The organism is Citrobacter sp. wls829 (assembly GCF_005280825.1).
Taxonomy (GTDB): domain Bacteria; phylum Pseudomonadota; class Gammaproteobacteria; order Enterobacterales; family Enterobacteriaceae; genus Citrobacter; species Citrobacter gillenii.
Window position 1 is genome coordinate 74,836 of the sequence record NZ_SZWP01000038.1, and the last position, 14,760, is coordinate 89,595.

Consider the following 14,760-nt stretch of genomic DNA (forward strand, 5'->3'; position numbering starts at 1 on the left):
ACCGCCAGCTAGGCTGGCGGTGTGAAATCAGGCAGTCAGACGGCTCGCGTCTTGCGCGATAACCAGTTCTTCGTTGGTTGGGATAACCACCGCAGGACGGGTACCTTCTTTGTTGATGAAACCAGATTTGCCGAAACGTGCGGCCAGGTTACGTTCGTGGTCAACGTCAAAGCCCAGAACGCCCAGTTTGCCCAGGGACAGTTCACGAACCATCGCGGCGTTTTCACCGATACCACCGGTGAAGACGACGGCGTCCAGACGACCGTCCATCAGTGCAGTGTAAGAACCGATGTATTTCGCCAGACGGTGACAGTAAACGTCCATTGCACGTTTAGCGTCTTCTTTGGTCTCGTAGTTGTCTTCAACATAGCGGCAGTCGCTGGTGACTTCGGTCAGGCCCAGCAGGCCAGACTCTTTGGTCAGCATTTTGTTGATTTGGTCAACGCTCATGCCCAGGGTGTCGTGCAGGTGGAAGATAATCGCCGGGTCGATGTCACCGGAACGCGTACCCATCACCAGACCTTCCAGCGGGGTCAGACCCATGGAGGTATCAACACATTTACCGTTACGGATAGCAGACACAGAACCACCGTTGCCTAGGTGGCAAGTGATGATGTTCAGTTCATCAACCGGTTTGTTCAGCATTTTTGCCGCTTCTTGAGTGACGAAGAAGTGGCTGGTGCCGTGTGCGCCATAGCGACGAACACCGTGCTCTCTGTACAGGCTGTACGGCAGAGCGTAGAGGTAAGATTCTTCCGGCATAGTCTGATGGAACGCGGTGTCAAACACGGCCACGTTTTTGTCTTTCAGATTAGGGAAAGATTTCAGCGCTTCTGCAATACCGATCAGGTGAGCCGGGTTGTGCAGCGGTGCGAAAGAGGCAGAATCTTTGATGCCCTGAATAACGGAATCATCGATAACCACGGAGCTGGTATACTTCTCGCCGCCGTGTACGATACGGTGACCAATCGCAGTCAATTGCGCGGACAATTCCGGTTTTTGTGCCAGAATAGTGTTAACGATGAAGTTCAGCGCTTCACTGTGAGCGGCGCCTGCACCTAAAGCCGCTTCTTGTTTACCGCCGTCCATTTTCCACTTGATACGTGCTTCTGGGAGATGGAAACATTCGGCTAAACCAGAAAGGTATTCTTCACCGTTTACTGCATCGATGATGGCAAATTTCAGTGAGGAGCTACCGCAGTTCAGAACCAGTACTAACTTACTCGACATGGAAGTACCTATTTATGGATACGTGGCTAAAAAAACGTCATGGAGTCAAAGAGCGTAGCGCATGATGACACCGACGTTTATGATTAACATCATGCGCCGTTGTCTTTTTGGGCATGATGGAATAAATACCTTTGAGTCTATGTCATTTTGCGTATTTTTCAGCCAATGGCATACTGTATGCCAATTTGACGACTCAATGATTTTGGACTAAAGGCCTTACAGGCCGACACAGGATACCTGATTGTGGGTATCGAAGACAAAATGTTTTGAACGATGTCCCTTGCAGTTGTTGTTTTGCACAAATTTTTTAAATTTTATATGTGAAGTTGAGGTAACCGCCATGTCGACACCGGATAATCGCTCCGTAAATTTTTTCAGTTTGTTTCGCCGGGGGCAGCACTACGCTAAGACGTGGCCGATGGAAAAGCGCCTGGCACCCGTATTTGTTGAGAATCGCGTAATCCGCATGACGCGTTACGCGACCCGTTTTATGCCGCCGATTGCCGTCTTTACCCTGTGCTGGCAAATCGCGCTGGGTGGGCAACTGGGACCGGCCGTAGCGACCGCGCTGTTTGCGCTCAGCCTGCCAATGCAGGGCATGTGGTGGTTAGGTAAACGTTCCGTTACGCCGTTGCCGCCCTCGATTCTCAACTGGTTCTATGAAGTCCGGGGTAAATTACAAGAGGCCGGCCAGGCACTAGCTCCGGTGGAAGGGAAGCCTGATTATCAAGCGCTAGCTGACACGCTTAAGCGCGCCTTCAAACAACTGGATAAAACTTTTCTCGATGATTTGTAATTGACCCCTGATTACGCATATAAAAGAAGGCATAAGATGCCTTCTTTTTTTTCATCGCAGCAGTAGTGATACAGGAGTCCCAAATGGAAATGACCAACGCTCAACGTCTCATTTTATCTAACCAGTACAAAATGATGACTATGCTCGATCCAACCAACGCCGAGCGTTATCGTCGTTTACAGACGATTATTGAACGCGGTTATGGCTTGCAGATGCGCGAGCTAGATCGTGAGTTTGGTGAGCTGACAGAAGAAACCTGCCGCACCATTATCGATATCATGGAGATGTATCACGCATTACATGTTTCATGGACTAACCTTAAAGACGCCCAGTCCATTGATGAGCGCCGCGTCACATTTTTGGGCTTTGATGCCGCAACGGAAGCGCGCTTCCTCGGATACGTGCGTTTTATGGTCAATGTGGAAGGGCGTTATACCCACTTTGATGCCGGGACGCATGGTTTTAACGCCCAGACGCCGATGTGGGAAAAATATCAGCGTATGTTGAGTGTCTGGCATTCTTGCCCGCGTCAGTACCACCTGAGCGCGAATGAAATTAACCAAATCATTAATGCCTGAGGGGGCGAGCGTGCAGTGCAAAGGCTTTCTGTTTGATCTGGATGGTACGCTGGTCGATTCCTTACCTGCTGTAGAACGTGCATGGTGCAACTGGGCCGATCGTTTTGGGCTTGACCACGATGAGGTGCTGGGCTTTATTCACGGTAAGCAGGCGATTACCTCCTTGCGACACTTTATGGTGGGCAAATCAGAGGCGGAGATTGCCGCGGAATTTACGCGCCTGGAGCAAATAGAGGCAACGGAGACCGCCGGCATCACCGCGCTGCCAGGGGCGGTGGATTTACTCAATCACCTCAATAAAGCCGGGATCCCCTGGGCGATCGTCACGTCGGGATCCATGCCGGTGGCGCGGGCGCGCCATCGTGTTGCGGGTCTGCCTGCTCCGGAAGTGTTTGTTACTGCCGAGCGGGTAAAAAGAGGTAAGCCAGAGCCTGACGCCTATCTGTTAGGCGCGCAACTGCTGGGTCTTGCGCCGCGTGAATGTGCCGTTGTTGAGGATGCGCCAGCCGGGGTGCTCTCTGGTCTGGCGGCAGGGTGTCATGTCATCGCTGTGAACGCGCCGGCGGATACGCCGCGTCTGGATGAGGTCGATTTTGCGCTGACCAGTCTGGAGCATATTTCCGTGACTAAACAACCCAACGGAAATGTGGTCGTTGTAAGAAATACCTGAACATGATTTAGCCCCAGATTGTTGGGGCTTTTTTATGGCAGAATCGGTCCATCCCTCTCATTTAACAAGGATATGTTGTGAACGGTGAATTGATCTGGGTTCTCTCATTGCTGGCAGTTGCCGTGGTCTTGTTTGCGACGGGCAGAGTGCGTATGGATGCGGTCGCTTTGCTGGTCATTATTGCTTTTGTTTTGAGTGGAACGCTGAGCATTTCTGAGGCCTTCTCCGGTTTCAGCGATCCTAACGTTATTTTGATAGCCGCTCTGTTTATTATTGGCGACGGCCTGGTGCGCACCGGGGTGGCGACCGTGATGGGGGCCTGGCTGGTGAAGGTCGCTGGCAGCAGCGAGGTAAAAATGCTGGTGCTGCTGATGATAACCGTCGCCGGACTCGGCGCGTTCATGAGTTCTACCGGCGTTGTCGCTATCTTTATCCCGGTTGTCTTAAGCGTCTCCATGCGCATGCAAACCTCACCTTCACGCTTGATGATGCCGCTCAGCTTTGCCGGATTGATCAGCGGCATGATGACGCTGGTGGCAACGCCGCCTAACCTGGTCGTCAACAGCGAACTCTTGCGCGAAGGCCTTAACGGTTTCAGCTTCTTTAGCGTGACGCCGCTGGGTCTGGTGGTGCTGGTGCTCGGCATTATTTATATGCTGCTGATGCGCTTTATGCTGAAGGGCGATGATGCCGGTCAGCAGGGCGATGTCTGGAAGCGCCGGACTTTTCGCGATTTGATCAAAGAATATCGCCTTACGGGACGCGCGCGCCGACTGGCTATTCGCCCCGGCTCACCGATGATTGGTCAACGTCTGGATGATTTAAAACTGCGTGAACGCTACGGGGCGAACGTCATTGGCGTTGAGCGCTGGCGTCGTTTTCGCCGTGTCATTGTTGACGTAAACGGTGTTTCTGAGTTTCGTGCCCGTGATGTTTTGTTGATCGATATGTCTTCAGCCGATGTCGACCTGCGCGAATTTTGTAGCGAGCAGTTGTTGGAGCCGATGGTGCTGCGCGGCGAATATTTCTCCGAGCAGGCGTTGGATGTGGGTATGGCGGAAATTTCGCTGATCCCGGAATCGGAATTGATCGGTAAAACGGTGCGGGAGATTGGATTTCGTACCCGCTATGGACTTAACGTTGTCGGATTAAAGCGTGATGGCGCGGCGCTAGCCGGGGCGGTCGTCAATGAGCCGCTGCTGATGGGCGATATTATTCTGGTCGTGGGTAACTGGAAACTGATCACCGCGTTGGGGAAAAAGGGACGCGATTTTGTGGTGTTGAATATGCCCGTTGAGGTCAGTGAAGCGTCTCCGGCGCACAGCCAGGCACCGCATGCGATTTTCTGCCTGGTCCTGATGGTTGCCCTGATGCTGACCGATGAAATCCCCAATACGGTTGCTGCGATTATCGCCTGCCTGCTGATGGGTAAATTCCGCTGTATTGACGCAGAAAGTGCGTATAAAGCCATTCACTGGCCGAGCATTATTTTAATTGTCGGAATGATGCCTTTTGCGCTGGCCCTGCAAAAAACCGGTGGCGTCGATCTGGTAGTGAAAGGCCTGATGGACGTGGGTGGGGGATACGGGCCGTACATGATGCTGGGCTGTCTGTTCGTACTGTGCGCCACCATCGGGTTATTTATTTCGAATACCGCGACGGCGGTGTTGATGGCGCCGATTGCACTGGCGGCAGCGAAGTCGATGGGCGTTTCACCGTATCCTTTTGCGATGGTCATTGCGATGGCGGCATCTGCAGCCTTTATGACGCCGGTATCGTCACCGGTTAACACGCTGGTACTGGGACCGGGTAACTACAGCTTCAGCGACTTCGTGAAGATTGGCGTGCCGTTTACACTGATTGTCATGGTGGTCTGTATTGTGATGATCCCGATGCTGTTTCCGTTCTAATGCTTCCCTGGTGTCGTTTCGCGGGTCTTGTAGGCGGATGGCGACGTAAACGTCTTATCCGGCCTACAAAGGCAACGTCGCCGCAAATTTACAATGGTGAATCCTGGCTAATTTCATCCAGCGAGAGATGGAAACTCGGTACAAATACGTCTAAAAAATAGTCCATCTCTTCACTGCGACGCGATTCCAGCGTTTTTTCCAGCCGCGTTTTCGCAAGCAGAAACTCATTATTTCCGGCTGAAAGTTCCTCAAGGCACTTCAGATAGGCGCAAAGCGCATCGGCCTGTTTAACAATCGCGCGCTCTTCTTCGCTGCTGGCGTGTTCATCAATTAACGGCGCAAAAATATCGCGCAGTTCATCGGGTACCATGTCGACCAGTTTCTGCTGGGCAATTTTCTCAATGGCTTTATATTCCTGGGCGATTTGCGAGTTAAAGTATTTCACCGGGGTCGGGAGGTCACCGGTCAGCACTTCGGAGGCATCGTGGTACATCGCCAGCAGGGCAATGCGTTCCGCGTTAACCTGACCGCCGAACTTGCGGTTCTTGATTGCCGCCAGCGCATGCGCAACCATCGCGACTTGCAGACTGTGTTCAGATACGTTTTCGGTGCGCACGTTGCGCATCAGCGGCCAGCGGTTAATGAGTTTCAGACGGGAGAGGTGGGCAAAAAAATGGCTCTGCTTCATAACGACCCTTATATGATGGCAACCTAAGAGTCATTTTGCGCAGAGAAGGCTGTCAGATGCAAATACTCGTCATAATTCAAGTCGCATGCGCGTTGGCTTTCCTCATTCACCCCAGTCACTTACTTTTGTAAGCTTCTGGGGATTCATTGCGTAGCCGCCTTCCTGCAACTCGAATTATTTAGAGTATTCCGGTTGCTGATTTTCGACTTACAGTTGGTGATAGCCAGACAGGAAGCGCTCAAATTTGCTTAGCGACATTTCGATATCGTCAATACGCGGCAGCGTCACGATACGGAAGTGATCCGGCCACGGCCAGTTGAAGGCTGTGCCCTGCACCAGCAGCACTTTTTCCTGTAACAGGAAGTCGAGCACCATTTTCTGGTCGTCATGAATATTGAAGCGTTTGGCGTCAATTTTCGGGAACATGTACAGTGCGCCGCGCGGTTTCACGCAAGAAACGCCGGGAATGTCGTTGAGTAATTCCCAGGCACGGTTGCGCTGTTCATACAGACGTCCGCCAGGCATGATGAATTCGCTAATGCTTTGGTATCCGCCCAGTGCGGTTTGAATAGCATGCTGTGCTGGAACGTTGGCGCATAAACGCATAGACGCTAGCATTTCCAGACCTTCAATATACCCTTTCGCGTGTTTCTTCGGTCCGTTCAGTACCATCCAGCCCTGACGGAAACCCGCAACACGGTACGTTTTTGACAGGCCGTTGAAGGTGATGGTTAGCAGGTCCGGTGCCAGCGGGGCAATAGAATGGTGCTCTGCGTCATCATAAAGAATTTTGTCGTAAATCTCGTCAGCAAAGATAATGAGATTATGCTGACGTGCAATTTCAACAATCTCCAGCAGAAGCTCTTTAGAATAGACTGCGCCGGTAGGGTTGTTGGGGTTGATAATAACAATCCCACGCGTGCGAGGAGTAATTTTGGCGCGAATATCGTCGAGGTCCGGGAACCAGTCAGAGGATTCATCACACAGGTAGTGCACAGCCTTACCGCTGGAAAGCGATACCGCCGCCGTCCACAGCGGATAGTCAGGCGCAGGTACCAGCATTTCGTCCCCGCTGTTCAGCAATGCCTGCATCGCCTGCACGATCAATTCGGAAACACCGTTGCCGATATAAATGTCTTCCACGGTAACATCGCGCATCCCACGTGCCTGATAATGCTGCATGATGGCTTTGCGGGCGGAATAAAGGCCTTTTGAGTCACAATACCCTTGCGCGGTAGGCAAATTACGGATCACATCAACCAGAATTTCATCCGGTGCTTCAAACCCGAATGGCGCTGGGTTGCCGATGTTTAGTTTCAGAACCTTATTGCCTTCTTCTTCCAGACGCTTTGCTTCTTTCAGAACCGGGCCACGAATGTCATAACAGACATTTTCTAATTTGCTGGATTTTTCAATAGGGGACATGAATCTTGACCTTTTAGCTGTGAATGCCACTCCCTGCCGTGGAAGTCAGCACAGAACAATGTACTCTTCCAACGGTGCATTTTGAAGGGTCTTTAGCAGAAGATTTTGATGAACTACGCAGTTATAATCAACCATTAATGGCTGTTAAATCATTATAATTTAGAGTTTTATTCTTAATAATGTATATTTCGTAGTTATCTGTTTTGATGTGATGCCAGTGTTGTGGTCGTTTATCTGGTAAGAAATAGTTATGTATCGGGCGCGAAAGCAATCATTCTCTGGGGTGAAAAGAAGAATTCGGAAATACGGAACACTTATCTCCACTGCCTGTTATCGGCATGATCGGTCAGCGCTACAGTGTGAATCTATTGTTAAGCATAATTAATGAATGGTGGAAATTTTAATTAATTATTATTTAATATTTAAACAGCGCTTATTGAATGCGTTAATAATACGAAAACGGCTAGCCTGACATAACACCTTTGCGCATCAGATTATTCACGATAACACTTATAAATATAGTGGTTTTGGGTTAAGATAAGTCCCATGAAATGGTGTGTTGCGTATGTTCTTTGATAATTCTAATGCTGGCACGCTGTCCATAACATACTGAAAAATTATATTTTAATGTGTAAATTGACGTCCATAAACTATTTTTTCATATTTACAAAATTTACATGTTTTCCATTAGTAAGAATCTGCCTGTAGCTAAAAAATGGCGCTTTCTCTTTGCTATATTCTGATGAGCCATGCGGCGCATTATATAGCGAAGTAAGAGGGTTGTTTCAGTTGTTACATCTAATACATCCTTATTTTCACTTAGTTACACTAAGTGAAACTACAAGGCAGGCACATTACAAATGGAATTTTTGTTTCTGAATGCACAGCATTAACCCGGAATGACCCGCGAGTAAGTGAAAATTTATGATAAATGCAAATCGTCCGATAATTAACCTCGATCTCGATCTGCTGAGAACGTTTGTTGCTGTTGCCGATCTGAATACTTTCGCGGCTGCGGCTGCTGCGGTATGTCGCACTCAGTCTGCGGTGAGCCAGCAAATGCAACGCCTTGAGCAACTTGTCGGGAAAGAGTTGTTCGCGCGCCATGGACGTAACAAACTGCTGACGGAACACGGTATCCAGCTGTTGGGTTACGCCAGAAAAATTCTGCGCTTCAATGATGAGGCTTGCTCATCATTAATGTTCAATAATCTTCAGGGCGTGTTAACTATTGGCGCCTCTGATGAATCCGCCGATACGATACTGCCGTTTTTGCTCAACCGCATCAGTTCGGTTTATCCGAAGCTTGCGCTGGATGTGAGGGTCAAGCGTAACGCCTTTATGGTGGATATGCTGAAGTCACAGGAAGTGGATTTGGTGGTGACCACCAACCGCCCTGGGGATTTCGAGTGCCTGAATCTGCGTACCTCTCCGACGCACTGGTATTGTGCGGCTGAATACATCCTGCAAAAAGGGGAACCGGTGCCGCTGGTCCTGCTGGACGATCCCAGCCCGTTTCGCGATATCGTGCTGTCTACGCTAAATGCTGCTCAGATCCCGTGGCGTTTGGCCTATGTGGCGTCAACATTGCCTGCGGTTCGCGCTGCAGTAAAAGCAGGATTGGGCGTCACGGCCCGTCCGGTAGAAATGATGAGTCCGGACTTGCGCGTGTTAGGTGCGGTGGATGGTTTGCCACCGTTGCCAGAAACCGAATACCTGCTGTGCTGCGATACCAGCACGCAAAACGAGTTAGCTCAGGTTATCTTTAAGTCGATGCAAACGTACCAAAACCCATGGCAATACAATCAGTTTACCCCTGAAGGGGGAGATGATTCGCTGATCGTTGAAGGTGACTTTGAGTAATGCGTCACAAATAATCGTTTTAAAATGTAAGTGCAAAAAAGAGCCACTAAAGATGAAATAACTTCCAGTGGCTCTTTTTTTATACAAAACAGGCAGTCTATGGCCTGTTTGTAAATGAAAAGTGAATAAAATCAGTAGGTAAAAGATTTTCGATTGAATTGAGCGAAAAATAAACAAAAGAAGGGCCTATTATTTTCATGTTAAAAAACTAGAGAAATTGTTGCTGTTTTTTATGATGGATTAACAAAAGCGTGTCACAGATCAAGAAAATACTCACATTTAGGGGGAGGCATCTGCACGAATTCCTGTCAAAATAGAGGTGTATTATCTTTTTTACTTCACTACGGACACGATTCAACAACATTAAAATTGGCTAATGACAGGATTGAAATGAGTCTAAATAGCACTTTATGTTAATGATACTGAATTGGTGTAAAATAATGTGAGGAAACTTTTGTTAAAGTTGACAAAAGGTTATAGAAAGGAGTAAAAAACCCCATCAATTGGCTGTATAAATGGTTTTCTACAGTGATTGTAAGGTTTTTTTTATTCCTCCCCATGAATCGATGTGGCGTTCATCTGCCGTAAAGAGCAGAGAATTTGGCGCTACTTTTGATGAGTAAGCAATGAGTATGTCAACATCCACTGAAATCATCGCTCATCACTGGGCATTCGCTATCTTTCTTATTGTTGCCATTGGCCTGTGCTGCCTGATGCTCGTCGGCGGCTGGTTTTTAGGGGGTCGCGCGCGCGCGAGATCTAAAAACGTGCCGTTTGAATCAGGTATCGACTCGGTCGGCACCGCCCGCTTGCGCCTGTCTGCCAAGTTTTACCTGGTAGCCATGTTCTTCGTTATCTTCGACGTTGAAGCGCTGTATCTTTTTGCATGGTCAACATCTATCCGTGAAAGCGGCTGGATTGGCTTTGTGGAAGCTGCAATTTTTATTTTTGTGTTACTGGCAGGTCTGGTTTATCTGGTGCGTATTGGCGCGCTGGACTGGACGCCCGCGCGTTCACGCCGCGAGCGTATGAACCCGGAAACGAACAGTATCGCTAATCGTCAACGCTAACCGCGAGGCATTAAGATGGATTATACGCTCACCCGCATAGATCCTAACGGTGAGAACGACCGTTACCCCCTGCAAAAACAGGAGATCGTAACCGACCCCCTGGAACAAGAAGTTAACAAAAACGTGTTCATGGGCAAACTGCATGACATGGTTAACTGGGGCCGTAAAAACTCAATTTGGCCATACAACTTTGGCCTTTCCTGCTGCTACGTTGAGATGGTGACCTCGTTCACCGCCGTGCATGACGTGGCCCGTTTTGGCGCAGAAGTTCTGCGTGCCTCTCCGCGTCAGGCCGACCTGATGGTCGTGGCCGGCACCTGCTTTACCAAAATGGCCCCGGTTATTCAGCGCCTCTACGATCAGATGCTGGAACCAAAATGGGTTATTTCCATGGGCGCATGTGCCAACTCCGGCGGTATGTACGATATTTACTCCGTTGTGCAGGGCGTTGATAAGTTTATTCCGGTTGATGTGTACATCCCGGGATGCCCGCCGCGTCCGGAAGCCTACATGCAGGCACTGATGCTGCTGCAAGACTCCATTGGCAAAGAACGTCGTCCGCTCTCATGGGTGGTTGGCGATCAGGGCGTTTATCGCGCCAATATGCAGTCAGAGCGCGAGCGTAAGCGCGGCGAACGTATTGCTGTAACGAATCTTCGCACACCGGACGAGATTTAATCTGCGCCTGTCGGCCTGGGGATTACCTTCGCATATCACTATTCAAATAGCGCGAAGCCAGGCTTAACAGTCACCACGAACCATTTGCAATGGTGAACAATATGACCGACTTAACCGCGCAAGACGCTGCCTGGCAAACACGGGATCATCTCGATGACCCGGTCATTGGCGAACTGCGCAACCGTTTTGGGCCGGATGCCTTTACCGTTCAGGCGACTCGCACCGGGGTACCCGTTGTTTGGGTCAAGCGTGAACAACTCCTGGAAGTGGGTGATTTCTTAAAGAGATTGCCGAAACCTTACGTCATGCTGTTTGACTTACACGGCATGGATGAACGTCTGCGTACGCACCGCGAAGGGTTACCTGCCGCGGATTTTTCCGTTTTCTATCACCTGATCTCCATTGAACGCAATCGCGATATCATGCTCAAGGTGGCATTGTCTGAAAACGATCTGCGCGTGCCGACGTTCACCAAACTGTTCCCGAACGCCAACTGGTATGAGCGTGAAACCTGGGAAATGTTTGGTATTGATATCGAAGGCCACCCGCACCTGACGCGTCTTCTGATGCCGCATACCTGGGAAGGCCATCCGCTGCGTAAAGATTACCCGGCGCGTGCGACCGAATTCGATCCGTTTGAGCTGACCAAAGCCAAGCAGGATCTGGAAATGGAGTCACTGACCTTCAAACCTGAAGACTGGGGCATGCAGCGTGGTACCGAAAACGAGGACTTTATGTTCCTCAACCTCGGTCCGAACCACCCGTCTTCTCACGGTGCATTCCGTATTGTTCTTCAGCTTGACGGCGAAGAGATCGTCGACTGCGTGCCTGACATCGGCTACCACCATCGTGGCGCCGAAAAGATGGGTGAACGTCAGTCTTGGCACAGCTACATTCCGTACACCGACCGTATCGAATATCTCGGTGGCTGCGTGAACGAAATGCCGTACGTGCTGGCGGTAGAAAAGCTGGCGGGCATTACCGTACCGGATCGCGTCAACGTGATCCGCGTTATGCTTTCCGAACTTTTCCGTATCAACAGCCACCTGCTGTATATCTCCACGTTCATTCAGGACGTCGGCGCGATGACCCCCGTGTTCTTCGCCTTTACCGACCGTCAGAAAATCTATGACGTGGTAGAAGCGATCACCGGTTTCCGTATGCACCCGGCCTGGTTCCGTATCGGTGGCGTTGCACACGACCTGCCGCGCGGTTGGGACAAGCTGCTGCGTGATTTCCTCGACTGGATGCCGAAGCGTCTGGATTCCTACGAGAAAGCTGCGCTGCGCAACACCATCCTGAAAGGCCGTTCGCAGGGTGTTGCCGCTTACGGTAAGAAAGAAGCGCTGGACTGGGGTTGTACCGGTGCTGCGCTGCGTGCAACCGGTATTGATTTCGACGTGCGTAAGTCACGTCCGTACTCTGGCTATGAAAACTTCGACTTCGAAATCCCGGTGGGCGGTGGTGTTTCCGACTGCTACACCCGCGTGATGCTGAAAGTTGAAGAGCTGCGCCAGAGCCTGCGCATCCTTGAGCAGTGCCTCAACAACATGCCGGAAGGCCCGTTCAAAGCGGATCACCCGCTGACCACGCCGCCGCCGAAAGAGCGCACGCTACAGCATATCGAAACCCTGATCACCCACTTCCTGCAAGTGTCGTGGGGCCCGGTTATGCCGGCGCAGGAATCCTTCCAGATGGTGGAAGCGACCAAGGGTATCAACAGTTACTACCTGACCAGCGATGGCAGCACCATGAGTTACCGTACTCGTATCCGTACACCGAGCTATGCGCATTTGCAGCAGATCCCGGTAGCGGTACGTGGCAGCCTGGTGTCCGACCTTATCGTCCATCTGGGTAGTATCGATTTTGTTATGTCAGATGTGGACCGCTAATTATGCACGAGAATCAACAACCACAAACCGAGGCTTTTGAGCTGAGTGCGGCTGAGCGTGAAGCGATTGAGCACGAGAAGCACCACTACGAAGACCCGCGTGCGGCGTCCATTGAAGCGCTGAAAATCGTTCAGAAACAGCGTGGCTGGGTGCCGGATGGGGCGATCTATGCGATCGCTGATGTGCTGGGTATCCCGGCAAGCGACGTTGAAGGTGTTGCCACGTTTTACAGCCAGATCTTCCGCCAGCCGGTCGGTCGCCACGTGATCCGCTACTGCGACAGCGTGGTGTGCCATATCAACGGCTATCAAGGGATCCAGGCGGCACTTGAGAAAAAACTCAACATCAAGCCGGGGCAGACGACCTTTGACGGTCGCTTTACGTTGCTGCCGACCTGTTGCCTGGGGAACTGCGACAAGGGGCCGAACATGATGATCGATGAAGACACGCATGCTCACCTGACTCCGGAAGGCATTCCCGAACTGCTGGAGCGGTATAAATGAAAGATATTATCCGTACTCCCGAAACGCATCCGCTGACCTGGCGTCTGCGCGATGACAACCAGCCAATATGGCTGGATGAATACCGTAGCAAAAACGGTTACGAAGGTGCGCGTAAGGCCCTGACCGGGCTGTCACCGGACGAAATCGTTAATCAGGTGAAAGACGCTGGCCTGAAAGGGCGCGGCGGCGCAGGCTTTTCCACGGGTCTGAAGTGGAGCCTGATGCCGAAAGACGAATCCATGAACATCCGTTACCTGCTGTGTAACGCCGATGAAATGGAGCCGGGCACCTATAAAGACCGTCTGTTGATGGAACAGCTGCCACACCTGCTGGTGGAAGGCATGCTGATCTCCGCGTTTGCGCTGAAAGCGTACCGCGGTTACATCTTCCTGCGCGGTGAATACATTGAAGCGGCGGTGAATCTGCGTCGCGCCATTGCTGAAGCGACCGAAGCGGGTCTGCTTGGCAAAAATATCATGGGCACCGGTTTCGACTTCGAACTGTTTGTGCACACCGGGGCAGGGCGCTACATCTGCGGTGAAGAAACCGCCCTGATCAACTCCCTCGAAGGTCGTCGTGCTAACCCGCGATCCAAGCCGCCGTTCCCGGCAAGCTCTGGCGCATGGGGTAAGCCGACCTGCGTGAACAACGTCGAAACTCTGTGTAACGTACCGGCTATCCTCGCCAACGGCGTGGAGTGGTACCAGAATATTTCGAAGAGCAAAGACGCAGGCACCAAGCTGATGGGCTTCTCCGGTCGTGTGAAGAATCCGGGACTGTGGGAACTGCCGTTTGGGACCACCGCGCGTGAAATCCTCGAAGATTACGCGGGCGGCATGCGTGATGGCCTGAAGTTCAAAGCCTGGCAGCCGGGCGGTGCTGGGACTGACTTCCTGACCGAAGCGCACCTTGACCTGCCGATGGAGTTCGAAAGCATCGGTAAAGCGGGTAGCCGTCTGGGTACGGCGCTGGCGATGGCGGTCGATCACGAGATTGGCATGGTGCCGCTGGTGCGTAACCTCGAAGAGTTCTTTGCCCGCGAGTCCTGCGGCTGGTGTACGCCGTGCCGTGATGGTTTGCCGTGGAGCGTAAAAATTCTACGTGCGCTGGAGCGTGGCGAAGGCCAGCCTGGGGATATCGAGACACTTGAGCAATTGTGTCGTTTCCTCGGTCCGGGTAAAACCTTCTGTGCACACGCACCGGGTGCGGTCGAACCGCTGCAGAGCGCCATTAAATATTTCCGCGAAGAATTCGAAGCTGGCATCAAGCAGACCTTCAGCAATACCCATGCGATTGGTGGTATTCAGCCGAACCTGTTGAAAGAGCGCTGGTAAACGTTTTACGCGAAAGCATTCAAGATGCGTCAAGGCGGCAACCGAGAGAATCCCTGAGCTTACTAAAGTAAGTGACTGGGGTGAACGAGAGAAGCCAACGCCGAGGCAGCTTGAAGGATAAAG

13 protein-coding genes are annotated in these 14,760 nt (G+C 51.3%); 10 read left to right on the forward strand and 3 right to left on the reverse strand.

Annotated elements, in window-relative coordinates; translation table 11 throughout:
• Positions 1-27: 27 nt before the first annotated feature.
• Entirely contained in the window at positions 28-1,230 is a 1,203-nt protein-coding gene (gene ackA / locus FDW88_RS04860; protein ID WP_115257905.1) for an acetate kinase, read from the reverse strand.
• A 340-nt stretch (positions 1,231-1,570) separates the two neighbouring features.
• Here ackA and yfbV point away from each other — a divergent pair, with 340 nt between their 5' ends.
• The 4 genes from yfbV (at position 1,571) to FDW88_RS04880 (ending at position 5,184) form a co-directional block, all read left to right on the forward strand.
• Positions 1,571-2,026 (forward strand): terminus macrodomain insulation protein YfbV, encoded by a 456-nt coding sequence (gene yfbV, locus FDW88_RS04865; RefSeq protein WP_045445597.1) that lies wholly within the window; start codon positions 1,571-1,573, stop codon positions 2,024-2,026.
• 83 nt (positions 2,027-2,109) lie between these two features.
• The gene (locus FDW88_RS04870) at positions 2,110-2,604 is read left to right on the forward strand and encodes a YfbU family protein (RefSeq protein ID WP_096756365.1); all 495 of its coding nucleotides are present in this window, start codon (positions 2,110-2,112) and stop codon (positions 2,602-2,604) included.
• Positions 2,597-3,274, forward strand: coding sequence for a sugar phosphatase (locus FDW88_RS04875; protein WP_137362161.1), 678 nt, complete (start codon positions 2,597-2,599; stop codon positions 3,272-3,274). The genes FDW88_RS04870 and FDW88_RS04875 overlap by 8 nt, the downstream gene beginning before the upstream one ends.
• Positions 3,275-3,351: 77 nt before the next feature.
• Positions 3,352-5,184, forward strand: coding sequence for an SLC13 family permease (locus tag FDW88_RS04880; RefSeq protein WP_135911680.1), 1,833 nt, complete (start codon positions 3,352-3,354; stop codon positions 5,182-5,184).
• A gap of 88 nt (positions 5,185-5,272) precedes the next feature.
• On the opposite strand, the gene yfbR is transcribed toward FDW88_RS04880, so the two are convergent.
• Positions 5,273-5,872 carry a 5'-deoxynucleotidase gene (gene yfbR / locus FDW88_RS04885; protein WP_115257908.1) on the reverse strand — a complete coding sequence of 200 codons (600 nt, stop codon included), beginning with the start codon at positions 5,870-5,872 and terminating at the stop codon, positions 5,273-5,275.
• 207 nt (positions 5,873-6,079) lie between these two features.
• Entirely contained in the window at positions 6,080-7,297 is a 1,218-nt protein-coding gene (gene alaA, locus FDW88_RS04890; RefSeq protein WP_096756369.1) for an alanine transaminase AlaA, read from the reverse strand.
• A gap of 924 nt (positions 7,298-8,221) precedes the next feature.
• On the opposite strand from alaA, the gene lrhA reads away from it, so the two are divergent.
• The 6 genes from lrhA (at position 8,222) to nuoF (ending at position 14,637) form a co-directional block, all read left to right on the forward strand.
• The gene (lrhA, locus tag FDW88_RS04895) at positions 8,222-9,160 is read left to right on the forward strand and encodes a transcriptional regulator LrhA (protein ID WP_117343408.1); all 939 of its coding nucleotides are present in this window, start codon (positions 8,222-8,224) and stop codon (positions 9,158-9,160) included.
• Between the two features lie 626 nt (positions 9,161-9,786).
• Positions 9,787-10,230, forward strand: coding sequence for an NADH-quinone oxidoreductase subunit NuoA (gene nuoA, locus FDW88_RS04900; protein WP_003028077.1), 444 nt, complete (start codon positions 9,787-9,789; stop codon positions 10,228-10,230).
• A 15-nt stretch (positions 10,231-10,245) separates the two neighbouring features.
• Positions 10,246-10,908, forward strand: a complete 663-nt coding sequence (gene nuoB, locus FDW88_RS04905) for an NADH-quinone oxidoreductase subunit NuoB (protein ID WP_003028075.1) — start codon at positions 10,246-10,248, stop codon at positions 10,906-10,908.
• Positions 10,909-10,997: 89 nt separating this feature from the next.
• On the forward strand, positions 10,998-12,800 hold the full coding sequence (gene nuoC / locus FDW88_RS04910; RefSeq protein ID WP_096756372.1) for an NADH-quinone oxidoreductase subunit C/D: 1,803 nt from the start codon (positions 10,998-11,000) through the stop codon (positions 12,798-12,800).
• Between the two features lie 2 nt (positions 12,801-12,802).
• Positions 12,803-13,303: an NADH-quinone oxidoreductase subunit NuoE gene (nuoE, locus tag FDW88_RS04915; protein ID WP_003028069.1), complete on the forward strand. Its 501-nt coding sequence runs from the start codon at positions 12,803-12,805 to the stop codon at positions 13,301-13,303.
• Positions 13,300-14,637 (forward strand): NADH-quinone oxidoreductase subunit NuoF, encoded by a 1,338-nt coding sequence (gene nuoF, locus FDW88_RS04920; RefSeq protein ID WP_096756373.1) that lies wholly within the window; start codon positions 13,300-13,302, stop codon positions 14,635-14,637. Before nuoE ends, nuoF begins: the two co-directional genes overlap by 4 nt.
• Positions 14,638-14,760 lie beyond the last annotated feature (123 nt).